This window comes from Glutamicibacter arilaitensis Re117 (genome assembly GCF_000197735.1).
Taxonomy (GTDB): Bacteria; Actinomycetota; Actinomycetes; order Actinomycetales; family Micrococcaceae; genus Glutamicibacter; species Glutamicibacter arilaitensis.
In genome coordinates, this window is sequence record NC_014550.1 from 1,803,073 (window position 1) to 1,827,483 (window position 24,411).

Annotated in this window: 23 protein-coding genes and 2 tRNA genes; 14 read left to right on the top strand and 11 right to left on the bottom strand. The window is 59.0% G+C overall.

Annotated elements, in window-relative coordinates:
- Positions 1-76: 76 nt before the first annotated feature.
- A complete protein-coding gene (locus AARI_RS20070) occupies positions 77-397 on the bottom strand; it encodes an FAD-binding protein (RefSeq protein ID WP_041648724.1) in 321 nt (106 codons plus the stop codon).
- On the opposite strand from AARI_RS20070, the gene AARI_RS20420 reads away from it, so the two are divergent.
- Together AARI_RS20420 and AARI_RS08660 are read left to right on the top strand one after the other, a co-directional pair.
- Positions 348-455 carry a DNA glycosylase AlkZ-like family protein gene (locus AARI_RS20420; protein WP_353744401.1) on the top strand — a complete coding sequence of 36 codons (108 nt, stop codon included), beginning with the start codon at positions 348-350 and terminating at the stop codon, positions 453-455. The two genes, AARI_RS20070 and AARI_RS20420, sit on opposite strands and share 50 nt — an antisense overlap.
- Before the next feature lie 189 nt (positions 456-644).
- The gene (locus tag AARI_RS08660) at positions 645-803 is read left to right on the top strand and encodes a hypothetical protein (RefSeq protein ID WP_157867130.1); all 159 of its coding nucleotides are present in this window, start codon (positions 645-647) and stop codon (positions 801-803) included.
- Between the two features lie 12 nt (positions 804-815).
- Here AARI_RS08660 and def read toward each other — a convergent pair whose 3' ends face one another.
- From def to AARI_RS08685, 4 genes are all read right to left on the bottom strand, one after another.
- Complete coding sequence (gene def / locus AARI_RS08665; RefSeq protein WP_013348927.1) at positions 816-1,388, bottom strand: peptide deformylase; 573 nt, start codon at positions 1,386-1,388, stop codon at positions 816-818.
- A gap of 24 nt (positions 1,389-1,412) precedes the next feature.
- Positions 1,413-2,561, bottom strand: coding sequence for an acyl-CoA dehydrogenase family protein (locus AARI_RS08670; RefSeq protein WP_013348928.1), 1,149 nt, complete (start codon positions 2,559-2,561; stop codon positions 1,413-1,415).
- Positions 2,562-3,022: 461 nt separating this feature from the next.
- A complete protein-coding gene (locus AARI_RS08675; RefSeq protein WP_157867131.1) occupies positions 3,023-5,671 on the bottom strand; it encodes a LuxR family transcriptional regulator in 2,649 nt (882 codons plus the stop codon).
- 807 nt (positions 5,672-6,478) lie between these two features.
- A tRNA-His gene (locus AARI_RS08685) sits at positions 6,479-6,554 on the bottom strand.
- 368 nt (positions 6,555-6,922) lie between these two features.
- Between AARI_RS08685 and AARI_RS08690 the strand changes: the two genes are divergently transcribed.
- Together AARI_RS08690 and AARI_RS08695 are read left to right on the top strand one after the other, a co-directional pair.
- On the top strand, positions 6,923-7,339 hold the full coding sequence (locus AARI_RS08690; protein WP_013348132.1) for a hypothetical protein: 417 nt from the start codon (positions 6,923-6,925) through the stop codon (positions 7,337-7,339).
- Positions 7,340-7,551: 212 nt separating this feature from the next.
- On the top strand, positions 7,552-8,355 hold the full coding sequence (locus AARI_RS08695) for a DDE-type integrase/transposase/recombinase (protein ID WP_157867086.1): 804 nt from the start codon (positions 7,552-7,554) through the stop codon (positions 8,353-8,355).
- Positions 8,356-8,703: 348 nt separating this feature from the next.
- Here AARI_RS08695 and AARI_RS08700 read toward each other — a convergent pair.
- Positions 8,704-8,779, bottom strand: a tRNA-His gene (locus AARI_RS08700).
- A gap of 159 nt (positions 8,780-8,938) precedes the next feature.
- Entirely contained in the window at positions 8,939-9,550 is a 612-nt protein-coding gene (orn, locus tag AARI_RS08705; protein WP_013348931.1) for an oligoribonuclease, read from the bottom strand.
- Positions 9,551-9,762: 212 nt separating this feature from the next.
- Here orn and mptB (AARI_RS08710) point away from each other — a divergent pair, with 212 nt between their 5' ends.
- The 7 genes from mptB (AARI_RS08710) to AARI_RS08740 all read left to right on the top strand — a co-directional run bounded on the left by mptB (AARI_RS08710) (position 9,763) and on the right by AARI_RS08740 (position 18,327).
- Positions 9,763-11,286, top strand: a complete 1,524-nt coding sequence (gene mptB, locus AARI_RS08710; protein WP_013348932.1) for a polyprenol phosphomannose-dependent alpha 1,6 mannosyltransferase MptB — start codon at positions 9,763-9,765, stop codon at positions 11,284-11,286.
- Positions 11,286-12,767, top strand: coding sequence for a polyprenol phosphomannose-dependent alpha 1,6 mannosyltransferase MptB (gene mptB, locus AARI_RS08715; protein WP_013348933.1), 1,482 nt, complete (start codon positions 11,286-11,288; stop codon positions 12,765-12,767). Before mptB (AARI_RS08710) ends, mptB (AARI_RS08715) begins: the two co-directional genes overlap by 1 nt.
- A gap of 57 nt (positions 12,768-12,824) precedes the next feature.
- On the top strand, positions 12,825-13,928 hold the full coding sequence (locus AARI_RS18605; RefSeq protein WP_013348934.1) for a VanZ family protein: 1,104 nt from the start codon (positions 12,825-12,827) through the stop codon (positions 13,926-13,928).
- A gap of 130 nt (positions 13,929-14,058) precedes the next feature.
- Entirely contained in the window at positions 14,059-14,835 is a 777-nt protein-coding gene (locus AARI_RS08725) for a DUF2637 domain-containing protein (RefSeq protein WP_013348935.1), read from the top strand.
- Between the two features lie 83 nt (positions 14,836-14,918).
- Entirely contained in the window at positions 14,919-16,019 is a 1,101-nt protein-coding gene (locus AARI_RS08730) for a GTP pyrophosphokinase (RefSeq protein ID WP_013348936.1), read from the top strand.
- 192 nt (positions 16,020-16,211) lie between these two features.
- Positions 16,212-17,813 carry an ABC-F family ATP-binding cassette domain-containing protein gene (locus AARI_RS08735; protein ID WP_013348937.1) on the top strand — a complete coding sequence of 534 codons (1,602 nt, stop codon included), beginning with the start codon at positions 16,212-16,214 and terminating at the stop codon, positions 17,811-17,813.
- Between the two features lie 67 nt (positions 17,814-17,880).
- Positions 17,881-18,327 carry a hypothetical protein gene (locus AARI_RS08740; protein WP_157867132.1) on the top strand — a complete coding sequence of 149 codons (447 nt, stop codon included), beginning with the start codon at positions 17,881-17,883 and terminating at the stop codon, positions 18,325-18,327.
- Positions 18,328-18,400: 73 nt separating this feature from the next.
- Here AARI_RS08740 and AARI_RS08745 read toward each other — a convergent pair whose 3' ends face one another.
- Genes AARI_RS08745 through AARI_RS08755 form a run of 3 tightly spaced genes read right to left on the bottom strand, consistent with a single transcriptional unit; the run spans position 18,401 to position 20,013 of the window.
- Complete coding sequence (locus tag AARI_RS08745; RefSeq protein WP_013348939.1) at positions 18,401-19,312, bottom strand: SURF1 family cytochrome oxidase biogenesis protein; 912 nt, start codon at positions 19,310-19,312, stop codon at positions 18,401-18,403.
- Positions 19,313-19,558 carry a hypothetical protein gene (locus tag AARI_RS08750; RefSeq protein ID WP_013348940.1) on the bottom strand — a complete coding sequence of 82 codons (246 nt, stop codon included), beginning with the start codon at positions 19,556-19,558 and terminating at the stop codon, positions 19,313-19,315.
- On the bottom strand, positions 19,558-20,013 hold the full coding sequence (locus tag AARI_RS08755; protein WP_013348941.1) for a DUF3099 domain-containing protein: 456 nt from the start codon (positions 20,011-20,013) through the stop codon (positions 19,558-19,560). The genes AARI_RS08750 and AARI_RS08755 overlap by 1 nt, the downstream gene beginning before the upstream one ends.
- 177 nt (positions 20,014-20,190) lie before the next feature.
- On the opposite strand from AARI_RS08755, the gene AARI_RS08760 reads away from it, so the two are divergent.
- From AARI_RS08760 to AARI_RS08770, 3 genes are all read left to right on the top strand, one after another.
- Positions 20,191-20,913, top strand: a complete 723-nt coding sequence (locus AARI_RS08760; protein ID WP_013348942.1) for a beta-ketoacyl-ACP reductase — start codon at positions 20,191-20,193, stop codon at positions 20,911-20,913.
- A gap of 34 nt (positions 20,914-20,947) precedes the next feature.
- Entirely contained in the window at positions 20,948-21,697 is a 750-nt protein-coding gene (locus AARI_RS08765; RefSeq protein ID WP_013348943.1) for an SDR family oxidoreductase, read from the top strand.
- Between the two features lie 373 nt (positions 21,698-22,070).
- Positions 22,071-22,436: a hypothetical protein gene (locus AARI_RS08770; RefSeq protein ID WP_231849463.1), complete on the top strand. Its 366-nt coding sequence runs from the start codon at positions 22,071-22,073 to the stop codon at positions 22,434-22,436.
- A 130-nt stretch (positions 22,437-22,566) separates the two neighbouring features.
- Here AARI_RS08770 and AARI_RS08775 read toward each other — a convergent pair whose 3' ends face one another.
- The gene (locus AARI_RS08775) at positions 22,567-24,315 is read right to left on the bottom strand and encodes a VanW family protein (RefSeq protein WP_013348945.1); all 1,749 of its coding nucleotides are present in this window, start codon (positions 24,313-24,315) and stop codon (positions 22,567-22,569) included.
- Positions 24,316-24,411: the final 96 nt, after the last annotated feature.

Here is a 24,411-nt window from a genome sequence, read left to right on the forward strand (position 1 = left end):
TTCCCGGTTTTATGCCAAAGGGACCTTCTCCAACGCTTTACGCGTCGGAGAAGGTCCCTTTGTGGTTCAACGGCTGCTAGCTCGCGATGGATGAGGAACTATTCTTCGCCTCGCGTGAGCGCTGGGCCCCGTCATCGGCAATGATGGTGCCGTAGACCAGCCCCTGGCCGATAGTGGGGCCGGCGCCCGGGTAGACCTCGCCGAAGATATTCGAGGCAGTATTTCCCTGGGCGTAGAGACCTTGGATCGGCGAATCATCTTCGCGCACCACTACGGCCAAGCTCGTCGCCCAGGATTTCGTGCTGGTTGACCAATGGGTCACCGGGCGCCATGAACCGGCGCAGCCCTTGGCAGAGCTCTTGCGCAGGTACCTTGCGTCCCATGGGCCAGCAACCATCCGCTACGCTGCCTGGTACTCGGGGCAAACCCTCAGCGATATGCGAGCAGCCAGCTAGACATTGGCAGAAGATCTCATCCGCGTAGGCAAGGATGAACGCGGTGAGGACTCCTGGGTGATAGCCCAAAGCCTGGCACACGTAGTACTTCAGCCGGAGCGAGTATCCTAGCTACCGTTGCGCCTGCGTGGACCCTTCGATGAGTACTGCCTGGGCTATGGCACGCGCACCCTGGTAGCTGATGAGCAGATGACAGCGCAGATCCTGCCGGGCAAGAACGGCATGTTCCTACCCTTCTGTCAGCAGGAGGGAAGGGCAGCAAAGATCTTGAATGCAGAAACAGCGCCGACCGATAGTATCGGTGCGGCGCTGCATCAGCGGTATCTGGACTTCAAGACCGCCCGCTAGACGGCCAAGTCGCTAGTGGCCGAATGGATCCTCATCGGTACCCGGCAACCAGGTATTGCCCGGTACGCCCCAACCCAGAGCTTTCTTGGCCTTCTTCCAGCGTTTCTCCCAACGTGGCTGTAGCTTATCCACGTAGAGGTAGCCATCAAGATGGTCGTACTCGTGCTGCATGATGCGGGCGAACCAGCCATGAGCCTCGAAAGAGATCGGATTGCCGAACTCGTCAAAGCCTTCCACCTTCGCATAGTCTGCGCGCTGCAGCGGGTAGTTCAAGCCGGGAACCGACAAGCAGCCTTCTGAGTCCTCATCAGGGTGCGCAGGAGCCTGCGAAACCTTGGAGAGGGTCAGCTTCGGGTTGATCACCACGCCACGTTCGGGCGCATCGTCCTGATCGGCGAATACGTAGGTGAACATGCGCAGGCCCAAGCCGATCTGCGGAGCTGCAAGGCCGACGCCATGCGCTTCATCCATGGTCAGGTGCATATCGGCAACGAGCGCGCGCAACGCGTCATCAAACTCGGTTACCTCAACGGCACGCTTGTGCAATACCGGTTCGCCGTAAACAGTGATCTGCCGAATAGGCACGTGATCAGTTCCTTTCAAAAGTGCTTAGAGTGCTCGTCCAATAGTTTCACGCATGATCTCGCTTGTGCCACCGAAGATGGTCAGCAAGCGCGAGGCAGTGAACGACTGGGCAATCGGGTACTCCATGATGTAGCCATAGCCGCCATGCAGCTGCAATGCCTTATCGGAAAGCTTTTTCGCGCTCTCACTAGCCCAAAGCTTCACCTCGGCGGCATCGGAAGCATTCAGCTCACCCTCATTGAAAGCCAGCACCGCACGGTCAACGAAGCTCTGGGTGACATGCGCCTCAGTTTTCAAATCAGCCAGCTCAAAACGCGTGTTCTGGTATTCGGTGAGTACCTGGCCGAAGGTCGAGCGGTTCTTCGTATGCTCAAGCGCCTGCTCGAAGGATGCAGAGCAGATCGCCGATGCGGCCACGGCGAGAGCCAAACGAGCCTGGGGCAGCTGCGCTTTGACATAGGACAGGCCCTGGCCGACTTCGCCAACAAGATCCGTCGCAGAGACGCGGACCTCGTCAAAGAACAGCTCAGCGGTATCTGAGGCGCGCAAGCCCATCTTGTCGAACGGCTTGCCGTTGCTGTAGCCCTCGGAACGCTCAACCATGAACAGCGAGAAAGAATGCGCGCCGGCCCGCGAGCTCTCGCCATCGGTACGCGCAAGCACTAGAGACGCATCGCCAAAGGCCGCATTGCCGATGAAGGTCTTCTGCCCGCTGATCAGCCAGTCATCGCCATCGCGCACCGCCTTCGTGCGTACGGCACGCAGGTCAGAACCCGCGCCAGGCTCGGTCAGCGCGCAGGAGGTGATGGTAGAGCCGTCCACCATGCGTGGAAGCCACTTGGCCTTGAGCTCGGCAGAACCGTAGGACAGCAGATAAGGCAGCACCAGATCGTCATGCAGGTGGAACGCCAACGCCACGGCCAGGTGCCCGGAACGCACGAACTCCTCATCAAGCACTACACGGAAACGGTAGTCATCAATCCCCATGCCACCGAATTCTTCAGGCACGGCAAGACCTAGCAGGCCGTTCTCGCCGGCAGACTGCCACACCTCGCGAGGAATCTGGTGGTCCTTCTCCCACTGAGCGTATTTGCCGGAAATCTCCCGGGCATTGAACTCCGTAGCCAATTCACGGAACTGCTCGTGGTCCTCTTCAAAGAGCGCGCGTTTCACAGGGGGAGTACCTTTCGGTAGAGGGGCGGGGCCTAATTTGGGGCAGGCCAGGAACATCGACCTGCCCGACTGTTCACTTCCATTATGGTCTTACCCAATGACATGCGCCTATTTGCGGCCGAGTATCTGTTGCCCACGTCATGTTTGAAGCAATAAGTCTCAAAAAACACGGGTGTAGACTCCTCGCAGCCAGTGATTCGAACATAACTTCGAATATTGTCGAGGATCTGGTGTCACAAAGCTTAACGACAAGGTGCCAGCATCAAAGATGCTGGCACCGGTCTGTATCGGTGGGAGTCATCTGCGCTCATTGCGAGTGAATGCAATCTAAATTCCCGTGATCCGCTCCATCAACTACTGTGATTCCCCCAAGAGCCCACCGCATTGGTAGATCGAACAAGAATCATCCTATGGGCAAGTATGGACATCTAAGCTGCAAAACTGGGTGACTAGGTACGTCATCACTCAAAAACAGGTAGGGCTAGAGTATCTTCTGCGGCCTGGAGCACTCCAGCATCCGTCGCGACACGCTCAGCCAGCAGTTGCCGACGGTCCGTGATACCCAATTTCGCGTACGAGCGCTGCAAATGTCCCTCCACCGTACGCGGCGACAAAAACAGCTCCTGGGAAATCTCGTGATTGCTCGCCCCCGAAGCGGCCCTGATGCACGTTGCATATTCACGAGCCGTCAACAGCGATTCATCAACACGAGCCCGACCCAATGCCGACGTATTAACATGTTCCAACGGCTGGGCGATGTCGACCGAAAGTCCCAGAAGATGGCTGGCCACCGTGCGCCGCCCCAGAACCCGAGCACGCTCCGAAGCACTCGCCGCCAGCTGGGCCGCCAGCAGCAGCTGCCCTCCCTCGATATGGGCCTGCACAAGCTGTCCCACATTCAGTTCCGCTGGATCCTCAAGCGCCGTCTGGTAGCCAGCCAGCGTCGCCGCCAACGGTCCCTGCACCTGCAACGCAGCTTCCGACAGCCGTGACGCATCGGCCAACAGTCCGCACTGCCATGCTTCGAGCAACAGGCGCATCACCAGGTTCTTACGCCCGAAGGACTCGGCCTCAGCAAGCAGCTTGTGCAATAAATCCTCAGCGGCCTGCTCGCCTTCAAGATCCAAAACCACCGATAGGAGAGACCGTTCGGCGATCGGACGCAAGATCTGCCCCGAAACCTCAGGCTCCGCACGCGACATGTCCAGATAGTACGACGCCTTGGCCCGGTCGCCCAGCAGAGATGCAGCATACGCGGCAAACGCCGCGGCAAAACCCTTGACCAAATACGGGTCGCCTACCGACAGCAAACCTATCGCCTGCTCCAACGCCGCCAAGGCCTGTGAAGCCATCCCGGACTCCAGATAGCCCATGCCGATGCCCACGATGACGTTGCCGTGATCGACGTTTGCCTCCTTGAGGTTGTCACCCACCGTCAACTGGGCAAACTGCGCAGGATTCATCCCCAGCGCGAACGCCATCGCGGGGAACGCGAAGAGCAACTCGGAGCGTACCGAGGCAGACTCCGTTTTCCACTCCGGCGACGACGAGATCCGGACGTACTCGGCCATCGCCTCCTCGGCCGACCCGGAGTGCGACTTCTCGATCAGCACATGGGCCAGGCATGAAGCCCGACCTTCACTGCGCAGCTCGGGCATCGACGCATACTGGCGCAACGAGGCGATATCAACAACCTTGTTGGCCCGCGACCGGATCAGCAGCAAGTACGCGGCAATGCCCGGTGGATCGCCAGGCCGGGGTTCCAGGATCTGTTCAGCCAGCTCGAGACGCCCCAAACTCGCATACGCGATCTTGGCAGCGATAAAACGAATCTCCGGCGACCCCGTTGGCAGATGATCCTGCAGCAAGGCCAACGCGGCCTCCGGCTTGCCAAGTTCATACAACGCATCCGCTCGGGCAATCAGCAATGATTCCAGCTGGTCGGGGGAGTCGACCCGCTGCTGGTCCAGCAAATCGGTCAACGCGATCACCTGCGGAAACTGCCGTGCGCTAGTCAACTGCTCGACATCGGAGAGCAACTCGCGAATCGGAACGGTCAGCCCCATATCCAGCCGATGCCGGGTGAACCGGCTTCGCGACTCCGCGTCGAACAGCTCCCAGGACAGCTTCTCGTCGATGGTATTGATATGCCGGCGCAGCGTGGACGAATCGAAACTGCTGAAAACTAGCTGAGAGGACAGGCCCGCACCGAGCCGGACGTGCTCCGTGCGCTCGCCGGTGACAGGGTTCTCCGAAACAAAATCGAGGCGGACCAGACCGGCGTCAATGGCATCGTAGATTGACTGACCCATGAGTTTGCGGGCAATCGGCAGTGGGAGCGGGCCGGTGACTGCCAGGAGCTCGAGAGCTTCCCGGACGTCCTCTGGCTGGTTGCTCAAGCGGGCGTTGATGAGGTCTGTGGTGCGCTTTCCATGCGGAGTCCAGCTCCGGTTCAGCGTCCAATAGTCCTGTTGCTTGCTCAGCGCCCCGGTCGACTGGGCATCCAGTGCCAGCTCGCGCAAATGCAGCGCATGCCCGCCGGAGAACTCCAGCAGCGAAGTGACGGCGCTCGAATTCACCTCGCCACCGAGGACCTCTGAAAGCATCACGCCCGCGTCGTCATAGGTGAGGGGCCCGAGTTCCATGCGCATGAAATTCGGGGAGGAAATCATGGATCGCAGTTCCGAAGGCATCGCGTGAACCGCTGTCGTGGCGACGACCAGGCGAATATTGCCAGCCGTGGCGAACTGCTTGAGAACTGCGGCGCTTTGCTGGTCTACGTATTCCGCCTGATCCAGGAAAATCCACTGGGTGCGGTTGCTGGTGGCTCGGCCGATGCCGGTAACGAGTTCAGTGGGCGATGTCCCTGTCGAACCGTGGGGCAGCTGGGTTGCGAGTACGCTCAACGTGGAAAAAGGAACCGAGCTCAGCGCCTGGGAGCCGATGATCCAAATGAAATTGGATTCGATGCGATCCATCAGTTGCAGTGAAAACGTCGTGCGTCCGGTCCCGACCTCGCCAATAATGAATATCGGGCCGCCAGTGCGGGCTGCTGTGAGCGCGGTGTTCAGGGCTTTGACACGGGAAGGCAGTACTTCTCTGCGTTCCATCTGGAAGCCAGGCATCTTATTAATATCGAACTCCCAGGTTGAGCCAGTCAAGTAGCGTTCCCTCTCAACTCGAGTAGTTTTGAGGGTATGCAAAAGTGACATTACTAGCAATAATGCCCCGGTCAGCAACGAAGATTTTCCGGGTATTCGACAGATGCGAAAATGCGGACATACGGCTCAAATGTTTGTAGCTATAACGCCGTGCGTACGACGGAAGATGAAAATCCCCACTCGATCGAAACAATTTGGCTCTACTGCGTAATAATCCAAGAGGAACTTGGTCTTTGTGGAGTTAGTCCACAGGCAGCGTTGCCAAAATGTTGCTGTCAACTGAACCAATCGAGTTACTCGAACCCCTGCATCAGCACTTAAAGCATTTCCAGAGGTGTTTGACGCTTGGGTGGTGGATGCGCGCGATGATCGAGGTCGAGATGGTGGTTGGAGAGCGCCAGCGGCGTTGCGTTTTCGTCAACATGCGCTGTATTCGATGCTTTCGGGATGGCGATGGTCCGGCCGTCTCGGATGGCTCAGGCGATCAGGATCTGGGCAACGCCGGCTCCAAGCTCCTCCGTGACCTCGAGGAGTTCAGGGCTTCCCAGAAGCTGGTCTTGTGCGATGGGGCGACTAAGTGCCAATGAGCTGGCTGATCCCGCGAATCGGGAACGTTGTTCGAGGATAGTCGTACTCGGAGAATCGCGCCTAGTCGGGCCGACGGAATGCTGCGAAATTTTGATGGGTGACGTACCGGAATGAAAACGAGGTGCGAACCTCGACTGATTCAACAGTCAAGGGTTCGCACCTCGATAATGGGGTGAGTAACGGGGTTTGAACCCGCGACCTTCTGGACCACAACCAGACGCTCTACCGACTGAGCTATACCCACCATGTTTACTTCGATACTAGTCAGAAGCGATAGCTCTGAAGATTTCGTACCGGGCAACGAGAATTACTATACACGTATTCGAACCAGAAATTCCAATCCACTGGGTGCCTTCTGCGGGATTGTGACGGGATGCTCATTTTTCAGTGTTCAGAACTGGTGGCGTACCGCTGAACTGCAATTACTGGTAGATCCCCGTGCCGAATTATTGCCATTTACTGCGCTACCTGAGTCCAACGTTTTGGCAAGAGGGTCAGGTATGCCGACGCTCCATGGTGGGTATAAGGGCCGTCGTGGATCGAATCAACGCCCCTCTCGGTCAGGCTGTAAGTGAGTCAACCACGACCCACCACTGACCAGAAGGAACCACCATGAGCACCGTCGGCGTCACCCGCGAAGAAATCAGGGACTACGTCCACCAATACAACCTGCAGCCCCACGGCACCCGGACTGCATGGCTGCAGCAACAGCCCTTCTCCAGGGCCACGTTCTACCGCTGGAACCAGCTCGTCTTCGAAGGGGACCTCGACCGCAATCTCGTTCCACGAGATCATGGACAGATGAACACTACCCCGAGCCAACGCTCAGCCTTCGAGCAAGCCCGTGCCAAGGAACAAGCAGAACACGAGGACGAGCTCAAGGCGCTGCGTGAACGCGTCCGCCAGCTCGAAGGAACTAACGAGGCCCTGGGAAAAGCTATCGGGCTCTTGCACGCGTTGAACGAGCAAGAGCCCGCCACGTCAACGACGGACGAGCGCAAGAATTCATCGCCACGGAAAACGAACTGATCCGAGCCCTAACGAGCCTTAACGGTTCGCAACGCCAAGCCCTCAAAGTCACCGGTCTTTCCCGTTCGACCTGGCACTACCGGAGCAGTCCGAGGCCCAGGGCAACGAACCCGATCCACCAGGCGGATCGCGCCTATTCCACCAGGATCAGCCCCGGGGACTGTGAGCGCATCGAAGAGCGTATTCTTGCCGGGTGGGCCGAGGGGAACTCGGTGGACCATTCCTTTGCCACAGCCTGGGATGAAGGACTCATGCTCGCCTCGCGGCGCGCATGGTGGCGTATTGCCGCAGCGCTCGAAGAGCAGATGCTCCGCCCGAAGGTGCCCACCCGAAAACAAAACCGCACAACACGAGGACAAAAGCCTGTGTTGAAAGCCACCGGTCCTGGGCAGATCTGGTCGTGGGACATTACCGACTTGTATTCGCCGTATAAGAACCGCGTGTTCAAGGCCTATTCGATCATCGATATTTTCTCCCGGCAGATCGTCGGGTACCGGGTGGAGGAGCGCGAAGCGGATCATCTGGCCGTGGAGATGTTCCAAGACGCTTTCAAAACCTACGGCGTGCCCCATGTAGTACATGCCGATTCTGGGCCGGCCATGAAGTCCAATGCCTTGAAAGACGCGTTGGAGGCCAAAGGTGTTGAGCTGAGCCATAACCGGCCCTACGTATCGAATGACAACCCGTTCAGTGAGTCCGGATTCAGGACGATGAAGTATCGTCCCGATTATCCAAAAGTATTCTCCGCGCTTGCCGATGCGCGAGCCTATTTGGATGGGTACGTGCCGTGGTACAACGGGCAGCACAAGCATTCGGGGATTGCTTTGTTCTCTCCGGCGCAGGTCCACGACGGGTCTTGGGAGCATGTTTGGCAGGTGCGGCAGCAGGCATTGGAGGATTATTACCGGTTGCATCCGGCACGTTTTCATTACCGTCCGGTGACGCCTGCGCCTGCGGGGGTCGTGGGGATTAACCTGCCGTCAGAAGAGGCGGGTGTTGCGTTGCAGGCAGCTTAGTGACTCCACACAGCTTGACATTTTTCGCGCCTTCAAGGGATGGTGGAAGAAGTTGTGGATGTTGATGAACTTTGGGGGAGCATTGGATTCCGGGCGGCGATTTAACTCAGGGCTTGGGTCGCGAGCGGCACTTCTGTACTGAACGACGGCTGCCTCGGCCTAGGTGAAGTAGTTGGGTTGCTCCGATGATTGGCTGGCAGCAGGCATGCCCCTGGCTCGGTGGCTATGATACTCAACGCTTGGGACGTCACGATCGGCGGCATCCAGGGCCGGCTCATCGGCAAAAATCACTCGGGTAAAGCAAAAGACCCGATTCAGAATTTTCATTCCGAATCGAGTCTTTTCTCTTGGGGTGAGTAACGGGGTTTGAACCCGCGACCTTCTGGACCACAACCAGACGCTCTACCGACTGAGCTATACCCACCATGTTCACTTCGATACTAGTCAGAACGCTTTTGCGAACCGTCTTTGTATCGGGCAACGAGAAATACTATACACGCAATTTCCGGTTCGATGCCAATCGGAAAGCCCCTGGAGCACTGTGCAGTGCATCACCCATGCTCCAGAGGCTTTCGCCTGGCAACTAGCCGGCGTTCTGGCTGATCTCCGTGGCGATCTTCCGGGCCTCATCGGAGGTTGGGCCCGGAGCCGGAACCATGATGGCATCGCGGTAGTAGCGAAGCTCATTGATCGAATCCTGGATGTCACCGAGCGCCCGGTGGTTTCCGGTCTTAGCTGGTGCGCTGTAGTGCGCCTTCGGGAACCAGCGGCGGCTCAGTTCCTTCAAGGTCGACACATCGATAATTCGGTAGTGCAGGTGCTCGATGACCTCAGGCATATCGCGTGCCAAGAAGTTCTTGTCGGTGCCTACCGAGTTGCCGCCCAGCAATGCCTTGTTGGGTTCCGGAACGTGCTTCTTGATGTAGTCGATCACCAAGCGCTGCGCTTCATCCATGGCGATGCCGTTCTCCAGCTCGGGCAGCAAGCCGCTGACCATGTGCATGTTGCGAACGAAATCATCCATCTGCGCCAGTGCTGCCGGCTCAGGCTTGATGACTACCTGAATGCCTTCATCGACGATCTGAAGATCCGAGTCGGTAATGAGTACTGCTACTTCGATCAATGCGTCATTAACCAGATCCAATCCGGTCATCTCGCAATCGATCCATACAATTTTTTCTGAATTACTAGCCACGTAACCAATCTACACTTCAGTGAACGCTGTGGGGGAGCGCACCTTGGCAACGGGGCAGAATAACAGTGTCTCAACCGGATTGTGCGCATTGTCAATGCTAAAATCATCTGAGATTTCCGGCTGTTGAAACGCCACGCCTGCAAGGGCAAAGCAACTACGACGCTGGCTTAATTACTCTCGAACTCAAGTCCGCTACAGCCCGAGGTGTCAGTGTGTCAGCCAGCAAGCCAGCAGTGAGCTCTCCGCCCTACGCTGGAGTGAATAGGACCATTCTCAGCGGCGTCATCGGCTCATCCCTGATCCTCTTCGGGTCCTTCGGCACAGGTTGGCTGGCCAGCGTATCCCCGCTGAACCGCGACCCTTTCTTCATCATGCTGCGCACCGAACCAGCAGGCGTGATCACTTGCGTCGTCCTGCTGGCACTGGGCTGCTGGATCCTCTTCCGTTCCTGGTGGCGTCTGGGACAGAAGCTCAAAGGCTGGGGCGAAGGCTCGCTGACGGTGGTGCGCAAGGCAGTCTGGCTGTGGAGCATCCCGATGCTGGTCACCTTGCCGATCATGAGCCGCGACGTCTTTGCCTACATTGGCCAGGGCCGGTTGGTAGATGCCGGACAGGATCCCTATGTAGACGGAATATCCTCGCTGAACAACTGGTTCCAGCTGGGAACCGACACCATGTGGGCCCAGGACGGAACTCCCTACGGCCCGCTGTACCTGAGCATTGAATGGCTTGTAGTCAATATTGTTGGAGGCTCCACCGATGTGGCCATCCTGGTCTTCCGCGCCATTGCCTTCATCGGCGTGCTACTCTGCCTGCATTTCGTGCCGAAGCTGGCCGAACTGCATGCCGTGCCAGGGGCCAAGGCCACGTGGATGACCGTGGTCAACCCGCTGTTCCTGGTGAACTTTGTCGCCAGCGCCCACAACGACTCGCTGATGACCGGACTGGCCGTATGGTCGGTCTACCTGGCGTGCAAACGCTACGGCTTCTGGGCCATTGTCGTGCTCGCAGCCTCGGTAGGCGTCAAGCCAATCACCTTGGTGCTGCTGCCATTCATCGGCCTGCTCTGGGCCGGCCCTGAGGCAAAATGGCCGCGCCGGATCCTGTACTGGTTCTACACCGGCATGCTCTTCCTGGCCTTGATGACTTTCGTAGGCTGGCTCAACGGCTACTGGTTCGGCTGGCTCTCGGTCATGCTCAACTACACCGGTGCCGGTTTCTCGATCTACGCACCACTGGGCCTGGCGACTATTGGCATCCAGAACATCTTCAATTCCTTCGGACTGGAATCCGGCGGCGTGCTCGACGTGGTCAAGACCGCTGGCCGTTTGGTCGGTGTGGCCATCGCCTTCATCTTGATGTTCCGCGGAAAGTATTCGCACCTGGTCCAGCGCATGGCCATCGCCTTCGCCGCAATTGTCGTGCTCTCTCCAGTGATCCAGCCGTGGTACCTGCTGTGGCTGCTGCCGTTCTTCGCAGTCACCGGCCTGCGCGATGACTGGCAGATGCTCTGGCTGCATCTGACAACGATCTTCTTCCTGGCCTATCAGGCCGCCGACCAGATCTTCGTCTGGCAGTTCCTGCAGGAGTCCTTGGTGCCGCGGATCCAGATGATCTCCTGGTGCATTTCCATCGCCTGCGCCGTATACCTGGTCTTCTTCGATCCCAAGACCAAGAACATCTGCCCTGACCTGCTCAGCTCGACCAACTGGCTGAAGAGAACCAAGGAAGCCTAGTGGAAGTGCAAGAGCGAAAGCTCGAAGCCAACCGCCTGAGCCTGCGCTCCTTGGCATGGCAAGGTTTCAGCGCTTCGGCGCTGGTCACCATTGCCTCCTGGGGTGTCGGGTGGTTCCCGCGCAACCAGCTTTCCCCACTGGCACGCACCGGGTTCTTCATCGAATTCCGCACCGATGCGATCGGCGTGATCAGCTGCATCGTGTTGATGGCACTGGGCATTGTCTGGCTGACCCGATGCTGGATTCTGGCCCGCCCCTGGGTGCAAACCGCCGGGGAGATCACCGGCCGCCAGCTAGCCAGGATCCTTGCCATGTGGTCCGCACCGCTGATGCTCAGCTTCCCGATCCTCAGCCGTGACGTCTACTCCTATCTGGCCCAGGGCCGGATGCTGCATGCGGACAAGTCGCCCTATGCTGAAGGCATCTCCGCGCTGCCGGGCTGGTTCGACGGTGGATCCGATGGCCTGTGGGCGCAATCGCCTTCGCCCTACGGACCGTTCTTCCTGGTGATGGCCCGCATCATCTTCTTCGCCTCGAACGGCATTCCCGAGGTCGGGGTGGGACTGCTGCGCATCATCGCGGCACTGGGAGTCTGGGGATGCTATCACTTCACAGCCAAACTGGCCCAGAAGATGGGACAGAGCGCCGATTGGGCCAACTGGGCCATCGTGGGCAACCCGCTGTTTTTGCTGACCATGATCGGCGGCGTGCACAACGACGCGCTGATGATTGCCGGTGTTTTCAGCGCCTTCGCCTACGCCTATGATCGCCGGCCGATAGCGGCCACGATGGCACTGGCCATTGCTGTCTCGGTGAAGCCGATCGTGCTGCTGGCCCTGCCGTTCATCGGGTTGATCTTGCTGGGCAAGAACCCGACCATGCGCCAACGCTGGAAAATCTGGGCCAAGGTAGCGGCCATGTCCCTGACCTGGCTGCTGCTGATCGGGGCAGTCACCAACCTCTGGTTCGGCTGGCTGCTTGCAATGTTCACCGCCGGGGATGCGGCCTTCCCGTATGCGCCGGTGGGGCTGATCGGCTGGCTGGTGAGCAACCTTGCCGGAGCGCTGGGCGGAGATATCTCGCTGGTCAACTCCATCGTGGTGGGCATCTTCCAGGTCATTGCGCTGATCATCATCGCGCGCTTGGCGCTGGCAAAGGACATCTCCAACCCGGTACGCCTGGCAGCTTGGGCGCTGTCGGCCGCAGTGCTGCTGGCGCCGATCATCCAGCCTTGGTACATTCTGTGGCTGATGGCCCTGTTCGCCATTTCGCACAGGGTCTCCTGGGGATCGGAAAAGCTGATGATCCATGTCTCCAGCGTGATCCTGGTAGCCGTGTTCGTGGACCAACTGTCCATTGAGCAGTGGCATTCGGCCTGGATCATGAAATCGCTGGCCGGGGTGCTGGCCCTGGGGCTGTTCATCGGCCTATTCACCGCGGATCGCAAAACCAGGCATGTGCTGCGCGGACCTAAAGCATAGCCAAGGTCACATGGCCCGGCACAGCTGCTCACAGGCTTCATCCGCTTAGATAGAAATATGCAAACGATGTTCTGGCCCGCAACTATCGCCATCCTCGGTGGTGCGCTGTTCTTGGGTGCTGCCGGCATCTTCCTGCTTGCAGTCCAGTACCGGCGCCACGGCCGGTTGTCATGGCGCCGGACGATCACTACGTCGATGGCCGCTGTGTACGGGTTCGGCCTGTTCAGCTACACCATGCTGCCGCTGCCTGAAACCCGCGACGCCTATTGCCGTCCGGGCGTGGCCATCCCGCAGCTGGTCCCGGGCCGGTTCCTCGATGATTTCAAGGCGACGATCGTCGAACGCGGGCTAACTGGCTTTGCCACCAGCTTCACGCTCTGGCAGGTGCTGTTCAACATCATCTTGTTCATGCCGCTGGGAATTCTGGCGGTGCGCTGGCTTCGCTCAAACATCTTCACCGGGCTGATCCTGGGCTTCGCAGCCTCATTGGCTATCGAGCTGACCCAGTACACCGGCATCTGGGGTCTGTACACCTGCGCCTACCGCGTGGCTGATGTCGATGATTTGATCGTGAACACCACCGGTGCGCTGATGGGCGCCATCATCGCCTACCTGCCAATCTTCAAGTTCCTCTCCGGCCCGGTCGAAGCAGACGCTGCAACGGCTCCGGCACGTGCGGTCACCCGTTCGCGGCGGATCCTGGCTAACATCTTCGACGCGGCAATCACCACCGGAGTGCTCTTCGGCGTGACCGGCGCCGTGGAATTGCTTGAACGCCTGGGTGGCCCGGTGCTTGATGCACAGTGGAAGAACTTCTGGATCCCGCTGATCGTGGTCGCGTTCACCTTCTGGTTGCCTTCCCTGGCTCCAGGGCGAGCCAGCTTGGGCCAACGCTGCGCGTGGCTGATGCTCACCGATGGGCAAGGGAATCCGGCAAGTGCCAGCCGGGCTCTGCTGCGCAGCCTGCTCGGGTTCGGAGGAATCAACTTCCTTTTCCACATTTCAACCAATTTGGGCGAAATTACCGCCTACCCGCTATTGAACATGCTGCTTGTGATCTATATCGCGCTGAGCGCTTTCTACTTCATCTTCGAGGCCAATCACCGCGGGCTTGCCGGAAAAATCAGCTCCACCGGTTTCATTGACCGCCGAGCCCTTTGAATCAGCACACCCCAGCAGTGCACCTCGCACGCTAAAATAGAACGCGGTGGTCTGCGCCTTGTGTGCGGTCCAGCAAACTCGCGTTTGAAGACATACCGTTATAGCTCAAAAGTTAGGTCTGCTCAGCAGCATGGAAGATAAGAAACCAGAGATCCCGGCCGAACCGCATCGCGCCGTACTAGGCACGGCCGTTGGCGCGACGGTCCTCATTGCCGTGGGCGCATTCGTGCTCTCCTTCGCTGCCCTGACCGACTTGGCAGAACGCTCGGGCATCAGCCCGCGCCTGGCATGGATCTGGCCGATCATCATTGACGGCATGATCGTGGCAGCCACCGTGGCCATCGTGGCCCTGAACGGCTTCAACCGCAAGGCCATGATCTACCCATGGTCGCTGCTGTTCTTCGGCGCGATCGTATCCACCGCGGCGAACTCCACCCACGCAATCCTGACCGTGGACTCCATTGAGAATGGCGTCCCGCCACTGGTTTCGGCGCTGGTGGCCGCAATGCCGCCAATCGTCTTGCTGGCAATTACCCACTTGACCGTGCACATGTACCAGAAGAAGTCCGAGGCTGCGAAGTTGCGCGCTGAACTGGAATATGACGAAGCGCAGGAAAACGCCGAGAAATACGGTGTTGCCTACGACGATGGCTACAACGCGGCCCTGACCGACACCAAGACCGCCGAAGATGAGCGCCTGTCCCAGCTGGAGCAGGAACACCAGGATGCGCTGGCCCGTGCCCGCGCCGAAGGAATAGCCGCCGGCCGCTCGGACTCCAAGGTGACTCCGATCAAGTCCAGCGCCCAGCCAGCACCTGCCAAGCCAGCCAAGGCCGCAACCGCACAGCCAGGCGAAGACAAGGCACCATTGTTCGACGACATGGCCAAGCGCCTTTCCCGCCCATAAGCTTGCAGGCACACCCGGCCGGTAAGGCCAGATGAACATAAGGACAGCATTTACACTTTCGCTTTAGCACTCAGGAGGCATCAATGATGGATCCAGCTCAGGGCCAGGAACACGACGAATTTTCCGAACAGATTGCGGCCGCCGTTGAGCAGTACAAGTCTGTTACCGGCGAGCTGAATACCGTCATGTCGGCCATGAAAGCGAAGATCCGAAGGTTGTTTGCCAACTCCGAGGTGCAACCGCTATTCATCACCGGCCGGGTGAAATCCCCGCAGTCCTTTGCGGCCAAGGCCTCGCGCCAGCTGAAAGAGAATTCCGAGACCGCACCGGTCTTGGAATTCCCCAATCCGCTACGCGAAATCCATGACATGGTGGGCATTCGGATCATCGTGATGCTGCCCCATGAAATCCAGCAGGTGGCCAGCCTGATCAAGTCGCACCGCGACTCCTTCGACTGCCGCAGCGACCGCGAGAAGGATATCGGTTCGGTGGAGTCCGGAACCTACGGCTACTCCTCGCGCCACCTGCTGCTCAAGACCCGCAGCGAACCAATCGTGCGCAAGTTCCAAGAAGCCTTGGGCAAGCCCGTGGTCGCCAGCGGCAATTTCGTCTTCGAAGTGCAGATCCGCACCGTGCTGCAGCATGCCTGGTCCGAAATGGAACACGACATCCGCTTCAAGCATCCTGGCGAAGCAGCCTGGAACCCGCAGATCGACCGGCATTTCACCGCCACCGCGGCGATGCTGGAAACCGTGGAAGACTATTTCACCGATATCGACGAGCTGTACCACCGCCTGAACGGCTACCACGACCAGCAGGGTGCTGGATCCGAGCCGTTGACCGGCGAGAAGATCGGCGAAATCTGGCAGACGCTGCTGCCGCACGTTGACCGCAAGCGCGATGACGATTGGTCCTGGGCCGCCGAGCTGCTCGGCTCCCATGGCATCGACCAGACCTGGCAGCTGGCGCAGCTGCTGGACGCGAACGTGGTCACCGATGTGCGTGCCGCCTTGGACCACCGCTACTCGCCGGGTCCGGACCGGTTGCTTGACGACGTGCTGCTCTGGCGCTTCGGCAAGGACCACATCGACAAGACCAGCGGCGGGGACCTGCGCCGCGAAGCTTCCTTGCGCCGCCGCCTGATCCAGATGATGGACTACCGCTCGCAACCCAGCACCAAATAAGCATTGGATATCGAAGCCTGCACCACCACTGACGTGGACGGTGCGGGCTTCGGTGCTTCTAACAGCACAACAAGTCAACTGTTAGTTTGTGCACGTTCGGCCAGCCAACTGGTTGTTGGCCGGTAGACTAGTTAAGTTGCCCAATTTGTGGGCCGCAAAGTTTTATGTACCCGCGTGAAAGGGCCACACCATATGATTTCCGTAGCCAACCTTGAGCTACGCGTCGGCGCCCGCCTGCTGATGGACGAAGTAAACTTCCGCATCGACAAGGGCGACAAGATCGGACTGGTGGGACGCAACGGTGCCGGCAAGACGACGATGACCAAGGTCCTCGCCGGCGAGACGCAGCCGGCCGCGGGCGAAGTGACTTTCAAGGGCTCCATCGGCTACCTGCCGCAAGACCCCAAGACTCCGGACATGGAGCAGCTTGCGCGCAACCGCATCCTCGGCGCCCGTGGCCTGGATGTCGTCGTCACCAAGCTGGCCCAGAACCGCGAGGAAATGGCCAGCGAAGACCCGGCCGTCTCGGCCAAGGCCATGCGCCGCTATGACCGTCTGGAAGCAGAATTCATCGCTGCCGGCGGCTATGCTGCGGAATCCGAAGCAGCAGCTATCTGCGCCAACCTGGATCTGCCGGACCGCATCCTGGACCAGCCGCTGCGTACCCTTTCGGGTGGCCAGCGCCGTCGTGTGGAGCTGGCCCGCATCCTCTACTCGGATGCCGAGACCCTGCTGCTCGATGAGCCGACTAACCACTTGGACGTTGACTCGATCATGTGGCTGCGCGACTTCATCAAGAACTACGCCGGCGGCGTGCTGATGATCAGCCACGACACCGGACTGATGGAATCCACCGTGAACAAGGTGCTTAACCTGGACGCCAACCGCGGCGTGGTGGATGTCTACAACATGAACTGGAAGCGCTACAAGCTGCAGCGCGAAACCGATGAGCGTGCCCGCAAGCGCGAGCGTGCCAACATCGAGAAGAAGGCTTCGGTTCTGCTGACCCAGGCCAACAAGATGAAGGCCCGTGCTTCGGGTGCTTCGGCGGCCCAGTCCATGCTCAAGCGCGTGGACCGCATGCTTTCGGGTCTGCAGGAAGAGCGTGCCTCCGATAAGGTCGCGGCTCTGCGCTTCCCGGATCCGGCTCCTTGTGGCAAGACTCCGCTGATGGCAGAGGGCCTGTCCAAGGCCTACGGCTCGCTGGAAATCTTCAACGATGTGTCGCTGGCTATCGACCGCGGTTCCAAGGTAGTGATCCTGGGCCTGAACGGTGCCGGTAAGACCACCTTGCTGCGCATGCTGGCCGGAGTTTCCGAGCCCGATACCGGCAAGATCATTCCCGGCCACGGCCTGAAGATCGGCTACTTCGCGCAGGAACACGACACGCTGGATCCCGAGGCTTCGGTGCTCGATAACATGCGCCGCAACGCGCCGGATCACCTGAACGACGCAGATGTGCGTTCGATCCTCGGCTCCTTCCTGTTCGTTGGCGATGACGTCACCAAGCCTGCCGGTGTGCTCTCCGGCGGTGAGAAGACCCGTCTGGCTTTGGCCACCATCGTGGCTTCCAGCGCCAACGTGCTGCTGCTCGACGAGCCGACTAACAACCTGGACCCGGCCTCGCGCGCCGAGGTGCTCGGCGCACTGTCCACCTTCCCGGGCGCGGTAGTCATGGTGTCCCACGATGAGGGCGCAGTGATGTCGTTGCAGCCTGAACGCGTGGTCATCTTGCCTGATGGCGACGAGGACCTGTTCAGCGAGGATTACCTTGAATTGGTTTCGCTGACCTAAGTCCTTACCAATAGGGATGATTTCTCATAGGCTTGGCACAACCCCAGCAGAAGGGATGTGCCAAGCCTTGAGTGCTTTAAAACGCAGATTGCCCGGGATCGCGGCCATGGCGCTGCTTGCCGCCAGCACGCTGGCCGGATGCTCCTCCCAGGTACCCGATGAGGTGAACGCCCAGTGGACGCTGATTGACCCGGCCGGGGTGAACGAATCGAGCACTTCCCTTCAGCTCGGGGTGATGGCGATAGCCTGCACGTCAGGGACTACCGGGGAGATTACCGCCACCGATGTCGAACTGTCTAATGACCAGATCGTCATCGGGATCGCGGTGGAACCGGCAGAAGGGGACACGCACACCTGCCCGGGCAATGAGACCGTGCCCTACACCCTTGAACTCGATGAACCGGTGGGGGACCGCACCCTCATTGATGCATCGTGTCTGGAAGGCATAGGACAAAAAACTACAGCTTGCCAGGACGGCGGAATACGCTGGAGCCCGCCGGCAGAACAAAGCTAGCAACTACCTGCATTAAGCAGAAGAACCGCGCGGCTGCTGGATCATTCCAGCTGCGGCGTGGTTCTTCGCTTCTCTACTGCTGCTTATGTCCACCTGGCGTGTTTTCCGCCTGGTCCAGCAACGCATCTTCGATGGCCTCATCGGTCAGCGTGCCGTCTCGGCGGACCTTCTTATCTGCCTTGATGCGGATCTTGCGCACCTTGTGCATCGGCTCTTCCAGGCCCAGCGCTTCGGCCTCAGCCCGTTCGGCGGCATCCTCGGCGTTCAGCTTCTTCTGCTGGCGGGCGGCATACCAGAAGCCTACGAATGCCAGCACACCGAAGATGTACCACTGGATCTCATAGGACAGGTGCGGACCCTCGTCCATATCCGGAGCATCAAGCTGCAGCGGAGAGGTGGCCGGTGCCGGATCCTCTTCGTACATCAGGCCGTAGGCGCCCTGGGCGATCGGGTAGTCCAGGTGCTTGGCGTAGTCCTCAAGCTGGATGGAAGCCAGCTGGCCCTCAGGTGCACCGCGGTCCAAGCGGATCTCCGCTGGCTTCATGCGCACATCGACGTTCACTTTGCCAGTTGGGGGAGCGGGAACCGTATCGGGGTGCCCGCCTTCCTTATTGCCGATGGGCAGGTATCCGCGGTCCACGATGACCGTTGTTCCCTGCTCGGTCTTGAACGGGACCAGCACCTCGTAGCCAGGACGTCCGGCCTTGATCCGGTTGCGCACGATCATGGTGTCTTCGGCAAGATATTCGCCGGTCAGTTCCGCTGTGATCCAGATCTTCTGCTCATCGAGGTGCTCGAAGTTCTCCAGCGCCTGCTTGCCGGTGACCGGTTCGGCGAAGTAGTTGCGGTTGACCCGCTCGATGCCTTCAAGAACTTCAGTACGCCGGTCGGACTGCCAGTTGCCCAAGCTGATGCACGCGGCGGCGAAGATCGCCACCAGGACAAGCCAGCCGACCCAACGGGTACTTGCCAGAAAACGGTACATCTAGTTGCGTTCTCCTTCATTGCCAGCCATTGGCAGTGTTTCCTTGTAGAGCAATCGTTCCTTCAAATACGTTTCAAGCCAATCGCGATGCTCTTGGCAGGCCAGCCAGATCTTGCGCCGCTCGGGCGTGTGGATCTTCGGGTTGTTCCACAGCAGCTGGTAGTCAGCTGCGTTGCGGCAGCCCTTGCGCGAGCACTGGATTTCAGGGGCGGCAGAAGAGCCGCCCAGCGAACCTAGCAGATCCACTAGTCCTCCTTGGGCGCAGAAGTAGTCGGTGGGCCCGAGGCATCGTCATCGATGAAGTTTCCGTCGATGACCTCAGGATCCTGGGCCTCTTGCGGTGCAGTTTGCTCCGGAGCGGCAATAGGCCGGGCATCGGGAGTCTTGTAGAACTCGGCAGGCGGTTCACGCTTGGTCAGATCTGCTCCGCCGTTGGCGATGACCACTGCAATGTAGGGAAGCACGATGGCCCCGGCCAGGAAGACCCAGCGCAGCCAGCCGTCGACGAAGAAGGCGAGGATGAAGCAGATCAGGCGCACCGTCATTGAAATCGTGTATTTGCGCACACGTATATCGCGCTCGGAGGTATGCGACTGCCGAGCTTCGGTGATGCGGTGAACTTCCGGCCGGTTAGAACCGTGATTCGTGGGCTGAGAGGACATGTAGAAGACTTCGCTTTGCACTGTGGGATCTGCTCCCATTGTCTCACCTGTGGCACGAAGAGTGTAATTTCTACGCGCTGTCGAAGCGGTAAAACTGGTCAGTAACTAATAGGATTGTTCACGGAGAAGCTACTTAACTAGGCAAAGTGCGTTTTGCGGCTGGTGAATCCAGGGATTTCCATGCCACGACAGTGAACGCATGAACGGAGAAATACATTGACTACGGAACCAACCACTGGCCGCAGCGTCCTCGTGACCGGCGGGAACCGGGGCATCGGCCTTGCAATTGCCCGCGCTTTCGAAGCCAACGGCGATAAAGTGGCCATCACCTACCGCAGCGGCGAGGTTCCCGCCGGACTGCTCGGCGTCAAGGCCGACGTCACCGACAGCGAATCAATCGACGCTGCCTTCAAGGAAGTTGAAGCGGCCCACGGCCCAGTCGAGGTACTGGTCGCTAACGCCGGTGTCACCAAGGACACCTTGTTGCTGCGCATGAGCGAAGACGACTTCACCTCGGTGATCGACACCAACCTCACCGGTGCCTTCCGCGTGATCAAGCGTGCCTCCAAGGGCATGATCCGCCTCAAGCGCGGCCGCGTCGTGCTGATTTCCTCGGTGGTCGGCCTCTACGGCTCGCCAGGACAGATCAACTACGCTGCCTCCAAGGCCGGCCTGGTGGGCATCGCCCGCTCGCTGACCCGCGAATTGGGCTCGCGCGGCATCACCGCGAACGTCGTGGCTCCAGGGTTCATCAACACCGAAATGACTGCGGTGCTTCCAGAGGACACCCAGAAGGAATACCTCTCCAACATTCCTGCTAACCGCTTCGCCGAGCCTGAAGAAGTTGCCAACGTCGTGCGCTGGATCTCCAGCAACGAGGCAGCTTACATCTCCGGTGCTGTGATCCCGGTTGATGGCGGCTTGGGCATGGGCCACTAGAAGTTTTAAAGCAAGAAATCTAAGGAGTATCACCATGAGTGAATTCAAGGGTGGCATTGTCACCGGATCCTCGCGCGGCATCGGTGCGGTTACCGCACAGCTGCTGGCCGAGCAGGGTATCGGAGTAGTCGTGAACTACCGTGCCAAGGCACCACGCGCCAATAAGATCGTCGCTTCCATCGAAGAAAAGGGCGGCAAGGCCGTAGCCGTGGGCGCGGACCTGACCACCGTCGAGGGCCCGCAGGCCCTGGTTGACGCGGCCGTAGAGAACTTCGGTTCGCTCGATGTTGTCGTACTCAACGCCTCGGGCGGCATGGAAACCTCCATGGGCGAGAACTACGCACTGCGCCTGAACCGCGATGCCCAGGTAGCGATGCTCGAAGCTGCGCTGCCGAAGCTGAGCGAAGGCGGCCGCGTGGTATTCGTGACCAGCCACCAGGCACACTTCATCAACGACGTATCCACCATGGACGCGTACGACGCAGTGGCCAAGTCCAAGCGTGCCGGTGAAGATGCGCTGCGCGAGATGATCCCGAAGCTGGCCGAGAAGAACATCACCTTCGTGGTGGTCTCCGGTGACATGATCGAAGGCACCATCACTGCCACCCTGCTCAACCGCATGGAGCCAGGTGCTATCGATGCCCGTCGCGAAGCTGCCGGCAAGCTGTACTCCGTGGAGGAGTTCGGCGCCGAGGTCGCAAAGATGGTCTTCGCCGACGTCGAGACCGGCCACACCGAGCTGGTAGGCGGCGCAGGAGACTTCCTGAAGGCCTCGGGCAACTAAAGCCTCCAGAGAGCTTCTGTAAGCTGGCGTCCGGCATCAGTTCGAGCCGGGTTCTCACGGTCGTTGCAACACCCTGATCAATCAGGAGTTGCAACGGCTGTCTCTCGTTTAACCCAGATTGATCACCTGGAATCCTTCTGGATCAAGCCCCAGGGCAAGGAGCGCTGATCATGGAAAGCTACGCACCAATGGCGTGCCGAAGTTTTCGCGGTACAGCAACAGCACCGGGTACAAGCAACTCACTGCGATGAAAGCGCTGAAAGAGCAGTGGTGTGCGCCTAAGATCGAGTCATACTGCCCGTTCGACTAGCGAAGGCCGCTGATGAATCTACGACGTACCTGCCGCATTGCCGCCGTTTCATTGGTTTTGCCGTTGGCTTTGGCTGCCGTTGGATGCTCAGCGGTCCATGAGGAAACCTGCGACGGCGGTTGGCCTGTCAGCGATCCGCAAACGGCTGTGCAGGGTCTGCTTGAAGCGGCGGAGAGTTCTGACTACGAGAAAGCGTGTTCAGTCATCAGCCTGAAGCTTGATGATGAGGCCATTGAAGAGCATTTGACACCGTTGAAAAGCGAAATGGATTCGAAGCAGGTCAGCTCGTCGAACTTCAAGATGCACAAGTATGAACGTGGCGGATCAGCGCATTTCTACAATGTCTATGCCGAACAGCCTGAAATGGCCATCGATATTGTCGTGGTCAATGTCGGCAAAGGATACCGAGTAGCCTTCGGCGAAGAGTAATGCTCGTCGGCCTGCAGGCACCCAGTGGTGTTCTTGTGGCATCCAGCTTTGCATCTGCCCTGCGACTGCGCAGGGTATGCAAAACGCCGGGCACTTCCTTTGGGGGAAGCACCCGGCGTTATTGATGGACTTAGTCCTTAGGCTTCTCGCCGCAAACGATCTTGTGCCATGGGCTGTAGGTCCAGCTCTTGGTCTCGGCTGGCAGCTTCTTGGAGCCATCGAAGGTCTCGCGGTAGCGGGTGATATCGATGCTGAAGCCCTTCTTGCCACCGGATTCGGAGACGCACTTCTCAGCAGGGTTATACTTGGTCTCAGGGTTGGTCAGGTTGTACTTGCCCGAGCTCTTTTGTGATACATCCCAGTATTTGGTGGACCATAGGCGGGTGTTGACCTTGTCGCCCGAAACCCATGCCTGGATCATCACGCCGTAGGGAGTGTTGTTCTCCCAGATCATGTCGATCTGGCCTTCCCACAAGGTTGCTTCGCGGCCTGCAGGGTAGCGTTCGAACCAGCGCGAGTGCGGCTTGTGGGTGATGTCGTCATAGCCGGCAAGGAAGCCGACGTTGTACATCTGGGTGGAGATCTGGGACAGGCCGCCACCGACAGCTTCGGTACTGAAGCCGCTTTCCACCACACCGGAGCTGAAGTAGCCATTGGCCACGGTGATTGGGCCCAGGGCCTCAAGCAGGGAGAAGCGTTCGCCGGGTTTGATGATGTCGCCGTTGACGCGGGCCGAACCAGCGTAGAGGTTCTTGGTGCGTACCTTATCCGAGGCAGGGTACGGGGTGGAGAAGGTAACGATCGGTTCCTTGATGCCCAGCTTCTTGGCATCTGCGGTGGTGAACTCCGCTTCGGTTTCGGTCATTTCCACGGTAGCCGTACGCTTCTTATCAGCGGTGGCTGCCAGCACCTTGGCGCCCAAGCCTTCAGTCTCCAAAGAGACGCCCTTGGAGGACTTCACGATGGAAGGCTTGCCATCCTTCAACACGATTTTTGCGTTCTCGGCAGTGCTGGAAAGATCAGAATTCTTGGTTGCGGCCTTGTACAGCTTCTTGTCATCCAAGGTGATCGCCGGGGCGCCGTCCTTGGGCGTGTAGCTTGCTGCCGCGACAATGGACTCTACCGAGATGGTTGCCTTCTTCTTATCCGAAGACAGGGTGACATCGTCCTTGAGCAGGGCCTTGATGTCCTTATCGTAGAAAGCCTGCAGGCTTTCTGCGGAAATCTTCGGCTTAGTTACTTCTGCGGGCAAGGTGAGCGCCGGACCGGCAATTTCCCATTCATCGGTGATCAAGCTGGCCGCTTCATCAGCCTTCAATACGACCCCGTCAATCGGCTTGGTCAGCTTGGCAGTACCGTCCTTGAACTCGATAGCGCCTTCGGCCAGCTCAGCGTTGGCTTTCTTAGCCAAGGCTTCGAGCTGGGTGGAAAGCATCTCCTGGTCCACATCAACGGCCGGGTCCACATGGACATCTCCGGTCAGGCGCTCGTAGAGCTCAACAGGGTTGATTTCGTAGGAAGTCAGGTCATTGATGGTTTCATCAACGTTCAGCGCCAGACCGGCCTTAGCCGGATCCAACGTGTACTTTTCGCCATTGACGGTGACGTCAATGTCTTTTTCAGCAAGGGGGAGTACCTCGCGTTCCAACTCGCTGCGCGCTTGGTCCTTGTTCATGGACCCGATGTTCACGCCTGCAATGGATGCGTTAGCTGGAACCTGTGAGCTGACATAGGCCGCTCCGCCGAAATACGCTGCGGCTATGGCTGCAACACAAGAGCCGGTAATGATCCAAGGCTTGGCCTTGCTCTTTGGCTTCTTCTTGTCCTGCGGGGAGTGCGTAGGCGTAGTTGAGGAACTGTCCGGGGAGGGGGTCTGCACTGGTCTAGTAGCTCTTTCGAAAGCGATAGGGGCTCGGCATCAGGCTCGGGGACAATTCCACAGGCCTTAAGACGCGTCAATAAAAATACTATCTGC

Bases quoted from the DNA above. Each gene is read 5' to 3' on its own strand.
- AARI_RS20070 (WP_041648724.1), bottom strand. From the start codon at position 397: ATGGTTGCTGGCCCATGGGACGCAAGGTACCTGCGCAAGAGCTCTGCC.
- AARI_RS08660 (WP_157867130.1), top strand. From the start codon at position 645: ATGACAGCGCAGATCCTGCCGGGCAAGAACGGCATGTTCCTACCCTTC.
- AARI_RS08675 (WP_157867131.1), bottom strand. From the start codon at position 5,671: ATGGAACGCAGAGAAGTACTGCCTTCCCGTGTCAAAGCCCTGAACACC.
- AARI_RS08690 (WP_013348132.1), top strand. From the start codon at position 6,923: ATGAGCACCGTCGGCGTCACCCGCGAAGAAATCAGGGACTACGTCCAC.
- AARI_RS18605 (WP_013348934.1), top strand. From the start codon at position 12,825: ATGCAAACGATGTTCTGGCCCGCAACTATCGCCATCCTCGGTGGTGCG.
- AARI_RS08725 (WP_013348935.1), top strand. From the start codon at position 14,059: ATGGAAGATAAGAAACCAGAGATCCCGGCCGAACCGCATCGCGCCGTA.
- AARI_RS08730 (WP_013348936.1), top strand. From the start codon at position 14,919: ATGATGGATCCAGCTCAGGGCCAGGAACACGACGAATTTTCCGAACAG.
- AARI_RS08735 (WP_013348937.1), top strand. From the start codon at position 16,212: ATGATTTCCGTAGCCAACCTTGAGCTACGCGTCGGCGCCCGCCTGCTG.
- AARI_RS08745 (WP_013348939.1), bottom strand. From the start codon at position 19,312: ATGTACCGTTTTCTGGCAAGTACCCGTTGGGTCGGCTGGCTTGTCCTG.
- AARI_RS08755 (WP_013348941.1), bottom strand. From the start codon at position 20,013: ATGGGAGCAGATCCCACAGTGCAAAGCGAAGTCTTCTACATGTCCTCT.
- AARI_RS08765 (WP_013348943.1), top strand. From the start codon at position 20,948: ATGAGTGAATTCAAGGGTGGCATTGTCACCGGATCCTCGCGCGGCATC.